This is a genomic window from Bombilactobacillus mellis (genome assembly GCF_000967245.1).
Taxonomy (GTDB): domain Bacteria; phylum Bacillota; class Bacilli; order Lactobacillales; family Lactobacillaceae; genus Bombilactobacillus; species Bombilactobacillus mellis.
Window position 1 is genome coordinate 186066 of record NZ_KQ033878.1, and the last position, 18362, is coordinate 204427.

Consider the following 18362-nt stretch of genomic DNA (forward strand, 5'->3'; position numbering starts at 1 on the left):
CTAAAATATTGACCCGATCCAACGCTCAATAATATCTAAAACAATAAAAGCAAAGATCGGCGATAAACTAATCCCAAAAATTGGTGGTATAAAACGATCAAAAAGATTCAAAAAAGGGTTAACTATTCGTCCAATCCACATTCCTAATTTCGAGGTTACTGCCCCGGGTAGCCAAGTCATAAAACAATAGATAATAATTATCCATTTATAAAGGCCAATTAAATCTATCAGAATAATTGGTAATCCATTGACAATATTGGTCACTTAAATCTTTCCTCACCTATTCCGTAAAATTGTCAGTACCGTTATCAATTTCAAAGTTAGTGGGTGTATATAAAAACACATGGTCATCTACGCGCCGAATATCACCATTAATTGCAAATACGGTTCCGGTTAAGAAATCGGTAATGCGACGCATTTGCTCTTCACTAACATTTTTCAAATTAACCAGTACTGCGCGATTATTTAATAAATCCTTCGCAATCTCTTTCGCATCAGCATAGCGACGTGGTTCAATAACTTTGATTTCACTACGCTGAGAAGTGCGCGGCTGCGGAGAATTTATTGAGACAACATTATTTTTGCGAACTTCCTTATTAGGATTTTCCGGCTGTTCTGCAACAGTATAATCATCTTCTTCATCATTCATACCAAAAAAATTAGCCAATTTGTCAAAAGCCATTCTACTCCCTCCTATCTTTTAGGACGGTGCTTCAAAAATGGGGGCATTGAGTCCTCATCGTCATTATCGTCGTTTAAAGCATCTGATTGATTAAAAATATCAAAACCAGTAGTATTGCTGTCTTTATTATTACTATTAAAATCAGGTTGACTGCCTACACCCCACGGATCATCGATCTTATCGCGATTGCTGGCAGGAGTTGTTGTAGGTTGTGAGTTAACAGTTTTGTTCTTTTTGGTTACTGGTTTTTCATCATCAATTCCCGTCGCAATTACTGTAACCCGGACTTCATCACCCAGATTTTCATCCATCGAGGTCCCAAAAATAATATTAACATCTTCACTCGTCGCTTGCGAGACTACATTAGCTGATTCATTAGCTTCAAATAAAGATAAATCCGGGCCCCCCGTAATATTTAACAGTACCTGTTTTGCTCCATCAATTGAAACTTCTAAAAGTGGTGAGGAAATTGCTTTTTTAGTGGCTTCTACAATTCGATTTTCGCCATTGGCAGCCCCAATTCCCATTAAGGCTGAACCTTGATCAGACATGACCGTTTTGATGTCAGCAAAATCCAAATTGACAAATCCCGGAGACGTAATTAAATCTGATATTCCTTGAACTCCTTGTCGCAAGACATCATCCGCTACATGCAGTGCTTCTTTCATAGGTGTTTTTTTATCAACAATTTCTAAAAGTCGATTATTAGCAATAACTACTAAGGTATCCACATGTTGCTTTAAATCCTCAATACCCTTGTCTGCATATTTGGCACGTTTGGGACCTTCAAACATAAAAGGCCGAGTCACTACTCCTACAGTTAAAGCACCCGAATCTTTCGCCACACGGGCAATAACGGGAGCCGCTCCCGTGCCTGTGCCGCCGCCCATACCGGCAGTAATAAAAATCATATCTGATTCTTTCAACAAATCAGAAATCACATCTTCACTTTCTTCAGCAGCTTTTTGGCCAATATCCGGGTTCGAACCGGCTCCTAGACCACGAGTTAACTTCGGACCTAGTTGCAAACGGGTATCAGCCTGGGATAAATCAAGGGCCTGCATATCAGTATTAGCAGCGATAAATTCGACACCCTTAATATTTTCCTCAACCATTCGATTGACAGCATTACCTCCAGCACCACCAACGCCGATTACCTTGATTTTTGCTTTTGTATTTTCCGTTGAATTTTCCATGATAATTAAATCCTCCTGCTCTTACTGTTTACTTATTTAATTAGTCAAAGAACTTTTTCCAAAAATTCTTGAATTTTTCTCCCATCGGCGTTGACGTTGGATGAGCATTATTATCGGAACTTTTTGGCGTCTGCGATTCTTCAGATTGAAAAGATTGAAAATTATCCTTTCCATCAGTGAAATTATGTTGTTGGATGACAGCATAGGCCAAAAGATCCAAATCATTCAAACTTTGTGCATAAGATACTAAGCCAAGGCTTTCAGTAAAAGCAGGATGACGCAGACCCATTTGCTGAGGAACAAAAGTTTTTACTTTTACACCAAAAATATTTCTTGCTAATTGATCGACTCCATCCATTTCTGCTAAACCACCAGTAATCACTACTCCGCCTGGCAAATCAAAAGCTTTAATTTTAGCTAAACGCTTTTGTAGACGTTCAAAAATTTGCTGAACACGTGCAGTAATGATTTCTGATAAATATTTACTAGTTACTGCTTGCGGCTCATCTTGGCCAACAACTTCAACCGGAAATTCTTCGGCCTCTGAAGCCGCTTTAATATTAACTGTTCCATAGTATCGTTGTAATTTAGCAGCATTTTGTAGAGTAGTATTCAAAACTACCGAAATATCATGTACTACAAGATTACCTCCCTCAGTATCCACTGTAGAGAATTTTAGTTTGCGATCGTGGATGACTGAGGCCGTACTTTGGCCTCCGCCCAGATCAATAAGAATCGTCCCAAAATTTTGTTCACCGTCAGTCAATGCTACTTGACTTAAAGCAGCTGGAGCTAAAACAGTGTGGACAATACTCAGCCCTGCCCTTTCTACTGCTTTTGCGACATTATGAACGATTGATTTAGGCAGAGAATACAAAATACCGCTAAATTCTAAGCGCGTCCCAATCATACCGCGTGGATCTTTAATATTTTTAAAACCATCAACACTAAAATTATTTGGTATTAGAGCCACATATTCTTGTTCAGCTGGTAAAGTTTGCATTAAAGCAGCAGTCATTACCTGTTGTACATCTTTATCGTCTATTTCTTTAGTTTGATCACTTAAAGCAATAGTCCCCTGGCATGAATAAATTTGTACACCATTAGTCGGTAATCCGACAACTACATCATGTATTTCTGTATTTGACTGCGAAGCAGCCTTTTTTACAGCCTCTTTTACTGCTGCAGAAGCTTTATCAATATCAACTATAACCCCCCGATTCATGCCCTGAGCATGCGCACTGCCAATGCCTATGACATTTAATTGTCCCTTGGAAACATTGGCAACGACTACTTTCATCGCAGTCGTTCCAATATCTAAACTTACAATAATCATTGAATCATCCATCAAGCGATCCCCCTGAAATGCATTGGTACAACAAATCCAATCTTACATTAAATGATACCACAAAAACCATGGTTACAAAATTACACACCCTTTATTTTTTCTTTGGAAAAGATTTTGAATAAGCCCCTAATTCTAAATTAACGATTCCTTTAGCCGGCATTTGTTTGGCGATCTCCGGATAATACTGTAATTTATCTTGAAGAGTTCGAATGTCGCCAATGACAATATTGCCGTCATTCATATATAAAGTAATACGATATTGATTTTTAACATTTTTATTCCCGTGAATTTCGGAAATATCATTTCTTAATTTGGCTGGTAAATGTAAATACAACTGTACAAACTTGGCTAACGAAGTTTTCGTGCCAAAATCTTGATAAACCGGAAAATTACCAATAGGCTGGGCCAATTTTTCAGAGAGAATCCGACTGTTCTCTAAAATTCGATAATAGCCACCATTTTTGAGTAAAAAACCGACTGTTTGGTATTCATGAACATTAATTTTTAAATTATTAAAATCCTGATAATGATAATTGACCGTTTTGACTAACGGTACCTGTCGTTGAATGCGCCGATAAATCGCTTTTTTATGAATTAGGGTATTAATTACTAAAGACTCATTCTTAATTTGTGAAGCATCGATAATTTGTTGAGCCCCCAAGTAATTGGTTCCTGTTACAGAAATAGTGCGCACGTGTCCCAGCGGTGAAAACAAATAGCCGATAACAATTATTAGTATTCCTAAAAAAACAATAAAATAATTTTTAAAAGATATTCGCCTTAACTTTTGGATAAGATTAACTCCGTGATGTTGTTTCGACTGAGCTGGCTGATATTCATTATCTATAAAAATTAAGTTATTACGCTTACGTCTGGCCATGAGCCCCACTTCTTGTTTTTATTAAATTTTCTAATACTGAAATTAAACGATCACTGGCATCAGGTACCCCTAATTTACGGGCATTTTGTGCTAATTGAGCCTGTAATTTCCGATCGGTCAAAACTTGATCAATCAGGGCTAATAAGCGGTCGCCGGTAAGTTCTTGTTCAGCAATCATTAAAGCCGCCTGCTTATTGACTAAAGATTGAGCGTTTTTAGTTTGATGATCATGGGTTACATAAGGACTGGGAATAAAAATACTTGGTACTCCTAGAACTGTTAATTCAGCAATCGAGGTCGCTCCGCTACGTCCAACTACTAGGGCTAAATCCGGTAAAATTGCCGGCATATCATCTATATAAGGTACTATTTTGATGTTGTCTTTTAAATTAAGCTTAGCCACTTGCTGGCGCACATTATTATAGTGAACTTGACCAGTCACGAATAGGACTTGATAAGAACGATGCGCTAGTTGCGGCAGCATTTGAATAGCAGTTTTATTAATAGGAGCAGCCCCGCGGCTGCCACCAAAGATCATAACTGTTGGAATTTGCGGTTGTAAATCAAATTCAGTTAATCTTGCATTAGCCTGAAAACTTGCTACTTCTTGAGCCCGCGGATTACCTGTAAACACTAACTTATCTTTTTCCTTAAATTGTTGGGTTACATCATTAAAGGCATACGCAATTTTATCTACAAAATGACCCAAGAATTTATTCGTCAATCCGGCTACCGAATTTTGCTCATGAATTAACGTGGGGATTTTTAATAAATGAGCGGCAAAAACCACGGAACTAGACACATACCCCCCAGTACCGACTACTACATCTGGTTGAAAATGACGAATAATTCGTTTAGCTTTGCCGATACTACTTAAAAAAAGCTGCAGAGTTTGTAGGTTATACCAACTTAGTTTCCTTTTAAAGCCTTGAATTTTGATAGTTTGAAAATTAATTTTTTCCTGGGTAATAATTTTTTCTTCTAATCCCGACTCGGTACCCACATACAAAACTGCATCTAATAATTGTCGTTGTTGCAACCGTTTAATTAAAGCCAAAGCCGGATAAATATGACCTCCAGTCCCCCCACCGGATACAATTATTCTCATAAATTATTCACCTAACTTTTTAATATCATTTAAGAAGCGATCACCACGCTGTTCAAAGGTTTGAAATTGATCCCAACTAGCTGCTGCCGGTGATAACAATAAAACATCTCCTGGATCTGTTAGTGACCAAGCTAAAGGCACGGCTTCATCTAAATTGTCTACCAGCTTTATTGTTGGTATTTGTGCCTTTTGAGCAGCGGCAGCCATTAAGTGCTTAGTTTGCCCATAAAGTATAATTGCTTTAACTTTTTTTAAGGGTTCCACTAATTTATCAAAAGTAAATCCTCGATCCAATCCGCCGGCGATTAAAACTATCGGCTGAGAAAAAGCCTCTAAAGCCACAATAGTTGCTTCTATATTAGTTGCCTTAGAATCATTATAAATGCTGCGACCAGCCAGTTTTTCAACAAATTGAATCCGATGTTTTACCCCTTGAAAAGTTGTTAATACCTGACAAATATCTGCCTTAGTTTTGCCATAAATTTTAGCTACGGCAATAGCCGCTAAATAGTTTTCGATATTATGCTTCCCTGGTAAGGGCAACTCACTTATAGAAATTATTTTTTCATCTCGAAAATATAAATCATTTCCCTTTTGATAAGCGCCGGCTTGAGACTTATTTAACCGTGAAAAGGGAACAATTTGAGCCGCACTTTGCTGGGCTAAGTCGCGCCATTCTTTTTGATCATAATTAACGACAAAATAATCCGCAGCAGTTTGATTTTTGGTGATATTCATTTTGGCCTTGATGTAATTAGCACGTGTTTTATGATAATCCAAATGCGCTTCATAAATATTAGTTAGAACGGCTATTTTAGGACGCAGTTGCGTTACTCCTAACAGTTGAAAGCTCGACATTTCTACTACAATATCATCTTCAGCGCTAGCCTTTTGAACCACTTGTGAAACTGGGATGCCAATATTGCCGGCTTTATAAGCATGGCCCGCTGACCGATTTTGATCCAAAATAAGTTGAATTAAGGTAGTAGTAGTCGTTTTGCCATTGGTCCCGGTAACACACACCATAGGAGCCGAACTAACTTCATAGGCTAACTCAGGTTCTGTTATAATCGGAATTTTCCGGGCCATCGCTGCTTTAATGAGGGGATTATCATACGGTATCCCTGGATTTTTGACAATTAACGAAAAATCCTCATCCAACAGCTGTAGCGGATGTCCTCCCATAATGACTTGAATGCCTAATTGTTGCAGCTGAACTAAACTTTTATCGTCGTTAGGTAAAGTTTGCTTATCATTGACTGTTACTTGCGCACCTAATTGCTGCAATAATTGGGCCGCATAAAAACCACTTTTGGCTAACCCCACAATAAGCACCTTTTTATTTTGATAATCTTGTATTAATTTCATTCCATACCACCTATCCTATAAAAATTAGTAAATAGCTTGCACTAGCTATCAGACTGACCAGCCAAAAAGTCAGTACTATTTTCCATTCCGACCAGCCGAGCATTTCAAAATGATGATGAATAGGTGACATCTTAAATACTCTTTTACCAGTTAATTTGAACACCAGAACTTGAATAATCACACTGGCGGTTTCAATTACAAAAACAATTCCAATCCACAATAAAGACCAAATATGCCCTAGTAAAATGGCAATAGCTGCTAAACCGGCACCTAAGGCTAAAGAACCAACATCTCCCATAAAAATTCGAGCCGGTTTATGATTAAAGACTAAAAAGCTAAGCATAGCCCCGCAAACACTTAAGCAAACCAGTAAAATATCCAGGTTTTGCTGACGATAAGCAATATAAGCGTAAGTAGCATAAGAAATAATACTTAAACCTGCCACTAAACCATCCAAACCATCAGTTAAATTGACCGCATTAGAAAACCCTACCAGCCAAAAAATCATCAACAAACCTAATACTACCTTTGAATGCCAAATAAAAGGTCCAACCTGTAAGTCAATAGGCAGTTTTTGGTAAAAATAAAAGCTAATAAAAACTATTGCAAAAAGCAATTGCAAAAGTGATTTTTGCCACGCATATAAACCTAAGTTTCGATTATTTTTTAATTTAATAAAATCGTCTAAAAACCCAATTAAACCAAATAACAGCAGCATTAAGCTAACTAAAAATAAAGCAGTAGAATATACTTGTAAGTAAGAACCAGCCCAAATATTAGTGGCTACGATTGCCACCAAAAAGACTATCCCACCCATAGTGGGAGTTCCCGCTTTATAATTCTGCCACTTGGGTCCTTCTTCTCGGATTTGCTGTCCCTCTTTATGGACAACCATCATTTTAATAAAGAGTGGCATTAAAATGCTAACAATTACCAAACTGCTAATAAATGACCATAAAAAATTAAAATTCCAATTTTGCATTAGTAAAATTCCTCACCTATACACTTATCGTTTAAGATTTATTATGATTTGTTTGACATTATTTAGGATGGCACCCGAGGCCACATTTTGCTTAAAAGCATAACCGCGACCTTTTAAAATAATCTTTTTACCAGTAATTTCTGAAAATTTCAACAAATCACTTTTGGACCATCCGCTAACATCCGGCATGGTCATAGCTCCATTAGTTAATAAAATAATTCGTTGTTCTGGTAAAATTTTCGATTTTGCTGTGGGTAGTTGTTGAACCACAGTATTTCCAGTTCCGACAACTCCGACATTCAATTTTTGAGCTTGCAAAGAGCTGCGTGCTTGCTCCAAATTTTTGCCGGTTACATCGGCTAAAGAAACCGTCAGGTCGTTAGTTTTCACATCTTCTATTTTACCGGTTCCCAGCAAACGTTGCATTAATGGATTAAAAACTTCGGATAAAACTTTTTCAGCAGAAGTGTCCAAATTCTGCGGCTGTTGCATGGTAATATAAACTAGAAACTGCGGATCAGTTGCCGGTGCTAGACCAGCTACGGAATAAATATAATCATTACCGCCCGTCAAATAACCGCCTTTAGCACTGGCAATTTGGGCAGTCCCAGTTTTTGCGGCAATATCTTGGCCTTCTATTTTATAAACTGTTCCCGTTCCATACTTTGTTTCTACAACCTCACGCATTGTTTTTAAGACTTCTTTAGCTGTAGCTGCAGAAACCGGTTGTCCGACCTTTTGTTTAGGCAGCCGTTTCACTTGACCAGTATTAGGATCTTCAATTTGTGAAACTAAGCGGGGTTTCATCATTATCCCCTGATTGCCAATGGCCCCTAAAGCTTGAATCATTTGGACGCCAGTAACATCTATACTTTGGCCAAAAGCAGTAATTGCTTGATCGGACAAATGTTGAAAACTAATACTTCCTGCGACTTCTCCCGGTAAAGTCACCCCCGTTTTTTGTCCCATATGAAATTTTTTTAAATAATTAAGCCAAGTATCTGCTCCCATTTGCTGTTCCAAAAAAACCATGCCAACATTACTGGAACGTACAAAAGCTTGCTCCAAGGGAATATCACCCCAGCCAGTCATATTCCAATCGCGCACTACTCGACCACCAATATTTACTGCTCCCGAATGATAATATTGATTTGGATTATAATGATGTGATTCAATTGCAGCTGCTAAGGTCATAACTTTCATTACTGATCCGGGCTCATATTGATCTTGGACATTAATATTGCGCCAAGAATTGGCCAGCCCAGTTTTAGTTTGCGGATTAAAATTAGGCCGTTGGGTTAGCGCAATAATATTACCATTCTTAGGATTAGTAACAAACGCCTGCATGGAAACTGGATGATATTTTTCTACAACTTGGCTAACTAACTGTTCCAGATAGTACTGATAATTGGGATCTAAAGTCGTATAAATATTTTTTCCTTGTTGTGGATTTTTAATTTCTCTATGAGTTTGCGGCAAAGTATATCCTTGCGGATCTATCCAGCGAATATCAGAACCATTTTTCCCTTCTAATTGCCGGTTATAATATTGCTCCAAACCCATCTTTCCTTCCAGCTGGGACTGTTTGTCGCCACTTGGTTGAGCCAAGCCGATAGTGTTTGCGGCCATTTCGCCATTAGGATAAGAACGTGATGGTGTGGCATAAAAATATATTCCCGGCAGATGATGACTGACAATACTTTTTTTAACGCTTAAACTTAAATTCTTCCCAGCACTTCCGAACTCTACTTGAAAAACATGAGTATCACGCGGACAAAGAATTTGATAAATTTCTTTTGGACTTAAGGAAATATATTTACTTAAAATTTGTGCAGTTTGCTTTTTATTGTTCACATATAAGGGCTTTTTATTGCTACCAACATAATTTTTATCTATAACTGCATACATACTATAAGTTTTATTACTGTAAGCTAACTTGGAACCATCATTAGCATAAATCGTCCCTCGTTGGGCCCATAGAGTTTTTTGATGACGATATTTTTTAGTAGTCCTTTGGGTTAAATCCACACTGCCCACATGGCCACTAACAGCAATATAAGTAAAACGAACAGTAAACAAAATAAAAAATAAGGCAATCACGCCGAGAAAGAATAAACCAATAATTCTTCGATCACGTCTTGCCTTTTTTATTATAAAATGTTTTTGCTTTCTTGAATCTTTCATTTTGAAATATTCCTTATATTATCAGATCTTAAGGTTAAGTGATGCTCATTGGCAATCTGCAAGAGCCGACTAGAACTGTTTAATTCACTTATTTCTTGTCGTAATGTAGTATTTTTAGCCACCACTACCTGGGTTTTAGTGGCCTCATCTTGAATCTGGCGCTGTTGTTGCGCATTGCTAGTCCTGAGATTAACAAGCAGCAGCATCATAAGTAAAGAAATCAAGCCAATACCAATCACTAGGGCCTTTTCCAGTTTTGAAAAGGGCACCGCCTTATTGTTAACTTTTAAGGCCTGATGGACATTATTATCCTTTTCAGTTTCAATTTTTGGTGCGGTTTGTATTTTTTGCTCAACATCTCTAGCCGTATTCTGCAACATAATCTAATCCCCAATAATATTTACTTTAATTTTTGTGCCACCCGTAAATGAGCGCTGTGGGCACGATGATTGGCTGCTATCTCTTCTTCAGTTGGTAAAATCGGTTTTTTCGTAATAACTTTTAACTTAGGCTGCAACTCTTTTGGTACAACTGGCATATCGGCAGGTACTTTAGTTTGTGAATTTTCACGAAAAATTTGTTTCACAATCCGGTCTTCCAGCGATTGGAAAGTTATTACACTCATAATTCCTTGGGGAAGCAGCAATTCAATCGCTGCTTCTAAAGACTGCTCTAAAGCACCTAATTCATCATTGACTGTAATCCTTAAAGCTTGAAAGACCTTTTTGGCAGGATGCCCACCATGTCTTCTGGCTGCCGCTGGAATAGCTTCTTTAATAATCTCAACTAATTGTCCGGTACTTTTAATTGGAGTCTTCTGTCTTTTCTTAATAATCAATTTTGCAATTCTTTTGGCAAATTTCTCATCACCATAACGATAAAAAATTTTAACCAATTGATCATATTGCCACTGATTAACAATATACTCAGCATCTAATTGCTGGTTTTGATCCATCCGCATATCCAATCGGGAATTATACCGATAACTAAACCCGCGTTGCGGATCATCAAACTGTGGCGAAGAGACTCCCAAGTCATAAATAATACCATCAATTTGTTTAATCTGAAGCTGCGCCAGAACTTCTTTTAAATCAGCAAAATTAGCCTTTACTAACTTTAAATGATTATTAGTCTGACTATTAGTTTCTTGTACTAATTTTTGACCAGCCGTAATTGCCTGCTGATCCCGATCCAAGGCTATTACTGATAAATTTTGGCCACAATTTAATAAATATTGTGTATGACCGCCACGTCCAAAAGTAGCATCAACATAAATTCCGCCATCATGTACCTGTAATGCCGCAACTGCTGGTGCTAATAAAACTGTTTGATGCTGCAGCATTAGCAAATTCCTCTTACTATAAATTAAAATCTAATAAATCTTGTAGCTCTTCTGACGTTTGGGAAAAGTTCTTTGCAGTTTCCGTGTTTATTTGCTGCCATTTTTGTTCATCCCAAATCTCAATTCGTTCCAAAACACCAGCAATCACACAGTTAGTAGATAAATGCGCGTAATCTCTCAAAGCTGCCGCAAGGCCGACTCGACCTTGTTTGTCAAATTCATATTCTGCAGCTGCAGAATAAAAGAACCGCACAAAACTTCGCGCACTACTTTTAGTTAAGGGTAGTTGCTGCAACTGTGATTCTAAATGTTGCCACTGTGCTAAAGGATAACCAAATAAGCAGCCATCCATTCCTCGTGTCAAAACAAAACGGCTCCCCAATTGCTGACGAAACTTGGCTGGAATAATTAAGCGTCCTTTTGCATCAATGTTTCGGTGAAATTCACCCATAAACATAGAATCACCCCTACCGTCTAACTGAATATTACCACAATCTTCCACCTATCACCACTATTTGCCTAAAATACGCTGAAACTTTTTCAAAAAATAATTCGCAAAATTTTTTTAGTTTTCTAAAATCACCAAGAGCTATAAATCAATCTTTGACAACCATTTGTATTCAAAAATCGAGGGAATTTTTTTAGTAAAAAACGTAATTTCTGATCAAAACTCATGAAATTTTCTTAACTGAGATCTCCGCAGTCTCAGTTGCATTTTCTTGTGATTTCACGTAACATAGGTGCAAACCCAATTTGAACTTAAAGCAAGGTGATTGACATTGAAGAAAAAGAAAAGTACCACAACCAGAATTATCCAATCTGTTATCTGGTTAATGATTATTGTAACAATTGTGGGAGTAATTGCTCAGGCACTCATCTCGTTTATGTAGTTTCATTATGAAGTAATTGATTTAAATATTTTCTCTTAAAATCTAAGCAAAAGGAGCTGCGACTTGTAAAGCCACAACTCCTAAAATTTTTATTGGCTGATATCCTTACCAAACCAATGATAACTTAATTTTTTTAGTTGCCCCGATTTTTTTAAATAATGTAAAGCTTGATTGATTTGCTTTTGCGTTTGTAAATCATTTTTTCGGCTACCAACGGCAAAACTTTCACTCCGATAAGGTGTAATCAAAATTTTAAATTGATCTTGCTGGCGGTCATGTTTCAGATAGTATTCCGCAAAGACGCGATCTATCAAAAAGCCCTGAATCCGCCCGGCTTTTAAATCCATCATTCCATTTTGAATATTATCATATTGAAACGGGGTTTGATTTTGAATGATATTTTTTAAAACCCGCGGCTGTTGCATTAAATCTTCATAACCAGTGGAACTAGACTGAACCCCTACTGCTTTATTTTTCAATTGCTGTAAGCTGTTAATATGATCTGAATTTTTGACCACAACTACTTGTTGATTACGTAAATAAGGCTGAGAAAAATGGACTTTTTGCGCTCTTTCAGCAGTTTTGGTATAGCCATTCCAAATTAAATCAATGGTTCCATTACGTAGTTCGGTTTCTTTCATCGACCAGTCAATCGTCTGGAAAACCACTTTCCGATGTAAAACTTTACCGGTTTCTTTGGCTAAATCAATATCAAAGCCACTCAATTTACCTGCTGGAGATTGAAATCCCATGGGAACAAAAGAATCGTCTACGCCAACTATTAAAGTATTTTGACCAGTACCTACCCGCTTCATTTGTCCACAAGCACTGAGAAATAATATACAAATGCTGCTTAATATAAATGCCATTATTTTTTTCATGTCGGCTGCTCCAATTTAAATATTTGATCGGATACTCGTTCAGCAAACTCTAAATCGTGACTTACTACTATTTGAGTCATTTGTGCCAGTTTAAATTGTGTTAATAAATCAGCCACTTGCCACTTACTAGTGGCATCTAATGCACTTGTGGGTTCATCATAACAAAGAATCTGCGGCTGCAAGATTAAGGCTCGCGCAATCGCTACCCGCTGTTTTTGACCTCCTGACAATTGATAAGGATAGACGCCTTTTTTGTCTGCCAACCCTAAAGACTGTAGTAGTTTTTCCGCAGCTTGTACAGCTTCTTGTCGCGGCAATTTTTGAACTTGAATGGGAGCTAAAATAATATTTTCTAAAACGGATAAATTGGGAAATAAACGATAATCTTGAAAAACTACCCCCACACTATTTTGGCGATGATCCTGGGGATCAAATTTTTTCCCTGCCAGTAAAAATTGCCCTTTATCAACACTTTCTAAACCTAAAATTGTCCGTAAAAGGGTCGTTTTACCGACTCCACTAGGACCTACAATCGATAGAATTGTATGGGGTTGGACTTGTAAGTTGACATCTTTAAAAATAAGTTGTTCTCCAAAACGCTTCGTTACGTTAATTAATTCTAAGATAGGCTGTTTTTTATTCATAATAGGAATACCTCTGTTCAATTTTGGTTTGAATAAAAGTCAAAACTGCCGTCATAATTAGATAAATAATTCCCACCAGTACCAAGGGAATTAATGTAACATCACGGGCAGTAGCTACATTTCCTGCTCTTAATAGATCGCCGATACCTAAGACATACACTAAAGAAGAATCTTTGATTAAATTAATTACCTCATTTCCAATCGAAGGTAAAACAATCTTCATAACTTGTGGCCATACAATAAATCTAAAAGCTTGCCATCTACTAAGTCCCAAAACAGCCGCCGCTTCTCTTTGATCTTGGCTCACAGCCTGTAGGCCACCGCGAAATATTTCTGCAAAATAAGCGGCATAATTCAGGGTAAAAGCCACTACTGCAGCTGTGAAACGCTCAAAAACAACACCAATGGTTGGTAATCCATAGAAAATGAAAATCAACTGTAATAATAACGGCGTGCCCCGCATTAACCATACATATCCGTGCAATAACCACTGGAGGGGCTTAAAATGACTACGTAAACCCCAACTTAGTATTACGCCCAATGGAATTGATAAAATTAAAGTAATGATAAAAAGCCATAAAGTAACTTTAGTTCCATTAAGTAATGATGGTAAAATCTTTCCAACATAAGTCATTTTAATTCTCCCTTTCTTCTAAAGATTAAAAACAAAAAATCCTCTTGAGTATCATACTCAAGAGGACGAATTAATCGTGGTCCCACCCCAATTTATGACTGAACTCACGTTCAATCAACTCCGGTAGTTATTAACTACAGCTCAATAACGGCTGCTGCCGAATGGGATTAACCACCAACTTACAAGTGTGTTCTATGACTGCAATATCTGTTCTCAGCGTTCACAGACTCTCTAAAATTGCTCCATCATATCTGTCTTGATCATTGTTATTAATTTTTAATTTATTTTTAATGATGAAACATACGATACCAAAATCCGGGCTTCTTGTCAACTGTTGAATTATCATTAATTTCATTTAAGGGCAAATTCTCCCCTAAAATTCGCCGTGCCAAGTTCGCATAACCAATAGCCGCAGGATTCTGAGCTTGACTGGTAACCACAGATTTTCCTTGGTTGGATGTAGCAATCACTTCATCGTCATCAATAATTACGCCAATTAAAGGCACTGATAATCGATCAACGATATTTTGAATATCCATGGATTTGCCGTTTTTCAACATTTTCATACGGATCCGATTGATGACTAAATGCATTCCATACTTTAAATGCATCTCTTCAAGGATCCCAACTACACGATCAGCATCACTAACGGCTGCAATTTCCGGTGTGGTGACAATAAGCGCGCTATCAGCAGCTGCAACAGCGGCTTGAAACCCAGCACCAATACCAGCAGGACAATCCAGAATCACAAAATCAAAATTGGTTTTTAAATCATTAACAATTTCCTGCACCCGTTCAATGTTTAAATTGTGTTGGGTAGCGCTTTGGGAGGCCGCCAAAAGATAAAGTCGATCATCATAGTCAGGATGAGGTATTAGTGCCTGAAAGACATCAATCCGATTTTCAATGACATCAATGACATCATAAATTACCCGATCACTTAAACCTAAGATGGCATCTAAATTGCGCAATCCCACATCTAAATCAACTACACAAACTCTTTTATCAGCTTGTACTAAGGCTAAGCTAAGGTTTGCAGCAGTTGTAGATTTGCCAACGCCACCTTTACCAGATGTCACCACAATTGATGTTCCCATGATTTTCTCCTTTAGTCCAAAGTAATTTTTCGCCGCGGCTTAATTTTATTTAAATTAATAATCTGGTCATGAGTAATTACATGTAAATCATTAATATAAAATAATGAGCTGTCTGTAAGTTGTTCTACCTCCAAGTCGGCTACAATCTGAATTAAATCGCTAATACGAATTTGGCTAGCATGATTGATATTACCCGTAATAATAGCATCATTAAAATCCGGAAAACCAGCATGAATTATACCTTCCACATTACAACCAATATAAATATCACCCGTAGCTCGAACAATCGCATTTTTATGCACATCACCTAATAACAATAAATTACCTTGATATTCAGCAATTTTTCCCGAACGAATTACTTTCGTTTCAATATTTAAAAAATTCTTTTCTACTAATTGTTTAACCTGCTTGCGGCTCCAAACGTTAGACACAGTTTGCTGTAAGGTGAAAAGGGGAAACTGCGCGATGATGCTTTTAATTTGTCCCCACTGTTGTGTAGTTAATAAACGATTTTGGGAATCAATAATAATAGGAATTGGTTCTGATTGTAAAGGTGCATTTTTCTTTAATTTTTGTAATAATTCGTTGATTTCATTTAAAGATTGAGCAAAATCGCTATTAGAATTAATCTCTAAATAATACTGGTTTCCCTTTCCTTTCAAATTGACACTTTTCATCATACCACCCCTATGACCAATTATTGCAGCCAACCAATAATTTTAGTTACAGGCCAATACAATATTATAAAAACTAGTGAATTAACTAATAAAGTTGGTCCTAACCAGTCAGTAATAAAGTGGGTGCCATTAACCATGGTTAAATGTAAAAATGATCCGATGATATACAAATAAATTAAAGAAGCCGTTAATGCTATAAAATAAGTACTCCACTCAAAGATCACAGATTCCGTAACATATTGGCGGACACTTCTGGTACATAAAACTGTTAAAGGAAATATAACCGTGTATAGTCCAAAAATACGCGAATAATAGGAATCATATAAAACTCCTAAAAGAAGGCTAAACCAGAATAACTGATTATCATGATCAGAATTGTGTAATACCATTAGAATCAGTAGCATCAATAAAATTTGGACTGAAACCTGAAAAAAAGACCTGTTTAATAATGGTAAAACACTCTTTAAAGAACCATCTAAAAAAAAGCCCACCAATAACAAAATCAGCTGTCCCCAATACTTTGCGGTTACACTTTTTATTTTACCCATGTCTAACATCTCGACTAATCACTGTTACAACTGTAAAATTATTTAGATCGGTTGCCGGTTTAATAAAAATCGAGGAAGCCAACCCATAATCATCTTTTTTTATGCTGACTACTTTACCGACATATAAACCACGTGGGGTCAAGCCGCCTAAACCAGAAGTAATTACCAGCTGCCCCGCTTTAATTTTATCAGGTGCAGCCACATTAGTCATAACTAAGAGATTATGTTCTTTATCATAACGACCAATAATGCCGCTCGTATTGGTTCCGTCTTCTTTAGTCACTTCCACTGCAAATTTATTACTTAAAGACTTATCAGTAGAAATGAGACTGACTTTCGAATTAGTTTGATTGACCTCTACTATGCGTCCAATTAAGCCCGAACCTGCCATTACCGGCATGTCCTTTTTAACACCGGCTAAAGCTCCCTTGTTAATAATCAGATAATTCTGCCAATTATTAGGCGAACGTGATGTAACAGAAGCGGTCATTTGATGATAATCAGTTAGTGTTTTATTTAATTTTACTAATTGCTTTAATTCTTTATTTTCTTTTTTTAAAGCATTAATTTGGGCCTTAGTTTGAGCTAAATCATCTATATTAGCCTTCAAACGACGATTTTCTTGATAAGTGGTAAATAAGCTATGAACATTATCACCAATATCACGCACCCCATTGATTGGTGCCGATACGACACTACCAATTAATCCTAGGCCATCATTAGCTGCTTGATGAATCAAAGCTGGTTGTGATTTTTTCTGCCCTAAAGTTAAAGAGGCGGTAATCATAGAAACTACTAAAATCACCACTACCATAATAATAATTAACTTTTTATTGGAAAAAAAGTTATGCATGAAACCCTCCATTAAAGTAAAAAAGCGGGGGCTCCCCCACTTCTTTAGCGGTGCTTTTTGATAACGTCAAGATTTTTTAAAGATTCACCAGTGCCGATAGCCACACAATCTAAAGGATCTTGGGCCACAAAAACTGGAACTTTAGTTGAATCGGAAATTACTTCTGCTAAATTCTTGAGTAAAGCTCCACCTCCAGTTAAGACAATTCCATGATCAATTACATCAGCAGCAATTTCCGGAGATGTCTCTTCCAAAGTTTCTTTAATAGCATTAACAATTTCTTCAATATCTTCATGAATTGATTTGGCTACATCTTCAGCTTTTAAATCAACTGTTTTAGGTAATCCGGATACTAAATCACGACCACGAATACTCATACCGGGTAATTCTGCAGCTTTTTCAATTGAGGCTGAACCAATTTCCATTTTGAGTTGTTCCGCTGTTCTTTCACCAATCAATAGATTAAATTCTTGACGGATATAGGCAATAATAGACTCATCAAATTTATCGCCTGCCATTCTGATAGAGCGGCTAGAAACAATTCCCCCTAAAGAAATAGTTGCAACATCTGTAGTTCCACCGCCAATATCAGCGACCATACTTCCAGTCGGATCCATTACCGGCAGCCCCGCTCCAATAGCAGCTGCAAACGGCTCTTCAATTAAGTAAGCATCCCGAGCTCCTGCATGCTGGGCTGCTTCAATCACAGCTCTTTTTTCTACTTCTGTGACACCGCTAGGAACACAAACCATTACTGAAGGTTTCGCATTGCCGACGGCTTTCTTCAGAAAATATTGCATCATGGCAGCAGTAGTATCATAATCAGCAATTACTCCATCTTTCATGGGTCTAATAGCTTTAATACTACCGGGAGTACGGCCAATCATTGCCCGTGCTTGTTCTCCTACAGCAACGACTTCTCCTGTTGCCACCTTTTTTGCCACTACTGAGGGTTCTCTTAAAACAATCCCTTTACCATCAACATAAACAATTGTATTGGCTGTCCCCAAATCTATTCCAATATTTCGTGATCGCATTCCAAACAAGA

The 18362-nt window shown here is 37.3% G+C and carries 21 protein-coding genes; 1 reads left to right on the top strand and 20 read right to left on the bottom strand.

Going from position 1 to position 18362, the window contains the following annotated elements:
- From JG29_RS05095 to mraZ, 12 genes are all read right to left on the bottom strand, one after another.
- The gene (locus JG29_RS05095; RefSeq protein WP_045922887.1) at positions 1 to 264 is read right to left on the bottom strand and encodes a YggT family protein; all 264 of its coding nucleotides are present in this window, start codon (positions 262 to 264) and stop codon (positions 1 to 3) included.
- A 16-nt stretch (positions 265 to 280) separates the two neighbouring features.
- The gene (locus JG29_RS05100) at positions 281 to 682 is read right to left on the bottom strand and encodes a cell division protein SepF (RefSeq protein WP_045922888.1); all 402 of its coding nucleotides are present in this window, start codon (positions 680 to 682) and stop codon (positions 281 to 283) included.
- 11 nt (positions 683 to 693) lie between these two features.
- Positions 694 to 1878, bottom strand: coding sequence for a cell division protein FtsZ (gene ftsZ / locus JG29_RS05105; protein WP_045922889.1), 1185 nt, complete (start codon positions 1876 to 1878; stop codon positions 694 to 696).
- A 40-nt stretch (positions 1879 to 1918) separates the two neighbouring features.
- A complete protein-coding gene (gene ftsA, locus JG29_RS05110; protein WP_045922890.1) occupies positions 1919 to 3226 on the bottom strand; it encodes a cell division protein FtsA in 1308 nt (435 codons plus the stop codon).
- A 91-nt stretch (positions 3227 to 3317) separates the two neighbouring features.
- Entirely contained in the window at positions 3318 to 4106 is a 789-nt protein-coding gene (locus JG29_RS05115) for a cell division protein FtsQ/DivIB (RefSeq protein ID WP_052696317.1), read from the bottom strand.
- Complete coding sequence (gene murG / locus JG29_RS05120) at positions 4093 to 5214, bottom strand: undecaprenyldiphospho-muramoylpentapeptide beta-N-acetylglucosaminyltransferase (RefSeq protein WP_045922891.1); 1122 nt, start codon at positions 5212 to 5214, stop codon at positions 4093 to 4095. The genes JG29_RS05115 and murG overlap by 14 nt, the downstream gene beginning before the upstream one ends.
- A gap of 3 nt (positions 5215 to 5217) precedes the next feature.
- Positions 5218 to 6582: a UDP-N-acetylmuramoyl-L-alanine--D-glutamate ligase gene (gene murD, locus JG29_RS05125; protein WP_045922892.1), complete on the bottom strand. Its 1365-nt coding sequence runs from the start codon at positions 6580 to 6582 to the stop codon at positions 5218 to 5220.
- A 10-nt stretch (positions 6583 to 6592) separates the two neighbouring features.
- Positions 6593 to 7564, bottom strand: a complete 972-nt coding sequence (gene mraY / locus JG29_RS05130) for a phospho-N-acetylmuramoyl-pentapeptide-transferase (protein WP_045922893.1) — start codon at positions 7562 to 7564, stop codon at positions 6593 to 6595.
- A 24-nt stretch (positions 7565 to 7588) separates the two neighbouring features.
- On the bottom strand, positions 7589 to 9748 hold the full coding sequence (locus JG29_RS05135) for a penicillin-binding transpeptidase domain-containing protein (RefSeq protein WP_045922894.1): 2160 nt from the start codon (positions 9746 to 9748) through the stop codon (positions 7589 to 7591).
- Positions 9745 to 10128, bottom strand: coding sequence for a hypothetical protein (locus JG29_RS05140; protein ID WP_045922895.1), 384 nt, complete (start codon positions 10126 to 10128; stop codon positions 9745 to 9747). Before JG29_RS05140 ends, JG29_RS05135 begins: the two co-directional genes overlap by 4 nt.
- 20 nt (positions 10129 to 10148) lie before the next feature.
- A complete protein-coding gene (gene rsmH / locus JG29_RS05145) occupies positions 10149 to 11090 on the bottom strand; it encodes a 16S rRNA (cytosine(1402)-N(4))-methyltransferase RsmH (RefSeq protein ID WP_045922896.1) in 942 nt (313 codons plus the stop codon).
- Between the two features lie 16 nt (positions 11091 to 11106).
- On the bottom strand, positions 11107 to 11547 hold the full coding sequence (gene mraZ / locus JG29_RS05150; protein ID WP_045922897.1) for a division/cell wall cluster transcriptional repressor MraZ: 441 nt from the start codon (positions 11545 to 11547) through the stop codon (positions 11107 to 11109).
- A gap of 322 nt (positions 11548 to 11869) precedes the next feature.
- Between mraZ and JG29_RS08685 the strand changes: the two genes are divergently transcribed.
- Positions 11870 to 11980 carry a DUF4044 domain-containing protein gene (locus JG29_RS08685; RefSeq protein WP_156961632.1) on the top strand — a complete coding sequence of 37 codons (111 nt, stop codon included), beginning with the start codon at positions 11870 to 11872 and terminating at the stop codon, positions 11978 to 11980.
- 89 nt (positions 11981 to 12069) lie between these two features.
- Here the strand turns inward: JG29_RS08685 and JG29_RS05155 are convergent, their stop codons facing one another.
- The 8 genes from JG29_RS05155 to JG29_RS05190 form a co-directional block, all read right to left on the bottom strand.
- Complete coding sequence (locus tag JG29_RS05155) at positions 12070 to 12849, bottom strand: amino acid ABC transporter substrate-binding protein (protein WP_232297090.1); 780 nt, start codon at positions 12847 to 12849, stop codon at positions 12070 to 12072.
- Positions 12850 to 12857: 8 nt separating this feature from the next.
- Positions 12858 to 13487, bottom strand: a complete 630-nt coding sequence (locus JG29_RS05160) for an amino acid ABC transporter ATP-binding protein (RefSeq protein ID WP_045923415.1) — start codon at positions 13485 to 13487, stop codon at positions 12858 to 12860.
- A gap of 10 nt (positions 13488 to 13497) precedes the next feature.
- Positions 13498 to 14139: an amino acid ABC transporter permease gene (locus JG29_RS05165; RefSeq protein WP_045922899.1), complete on the bottom strand. Its 642-nt coding sequence runs from the start codon at positions 14137 to 14139 to the stop codon at positions 13498 to 13500.
- Positions 14140 to 14426: 287 nt separating this feature from the next.
- Complete coding sequence (gene minD / locus JG29_RS05170) at positions 14427 to 15236, bottom strand: septum site-determining protein MinD (protein ID WP_045922900.1); 810 nt, start codon at positions 15234 to 15236, stop codon at positions 14427 to 14429.
- Between the two features lie 11 nt (positions 15237 to 15247).
- Positions 15248 to 15913, bottom strand: coding sequence for a septum site-determining protein MinC (locus JG29_RS05175; protein WP_045922901.1), 666 nt, complete (start codon positions 15911 to 15913; stop codon positions 15248 to 15250).
- 20 nt (positions 15914 to 15933) lie between these two features.
- The gene (gene mreD / locus JG29_RS05180) at positions 15934 to 16470 is read right to left on the bottom strand and encodes a rod shape-determining protein MreD (protein WP_084232595.1); all 537 of its coding nucleotides are present in this window, start codon (positions 16468 to 16470) and stop codon (positions 15934 to 15936) included.
- Complete coding sequence (mreC, locus tag JG29_RS05185; protein ID WP_045922903.1) at positions 16454 to 17314, bottom strand: rod shape-determining protein MreC; 861 nt, start codon at positions 17312 to 17314, stop codon at positions 16454 to 16456. Before mreC ends, mreD begins: the two co-directional genes overlap by 17 nt.
- 44 nt (positions 17315 to 17358) lie before the next feature.
- Positions 17359 to 18360 carry a rod shape-determining protein gene (locus JG29_RS05190; protein ID WP_045922904.1) on the bottom strand — a complete coding sequence of 334 codons (1002 nt, stop codon included), beginning with the start codon at positions 18358 to 18360 and terminating at the stop codon, positions 17359 to 17361.
- Positions 18361 to 18362: the final 2 nt, after the last annotated feature.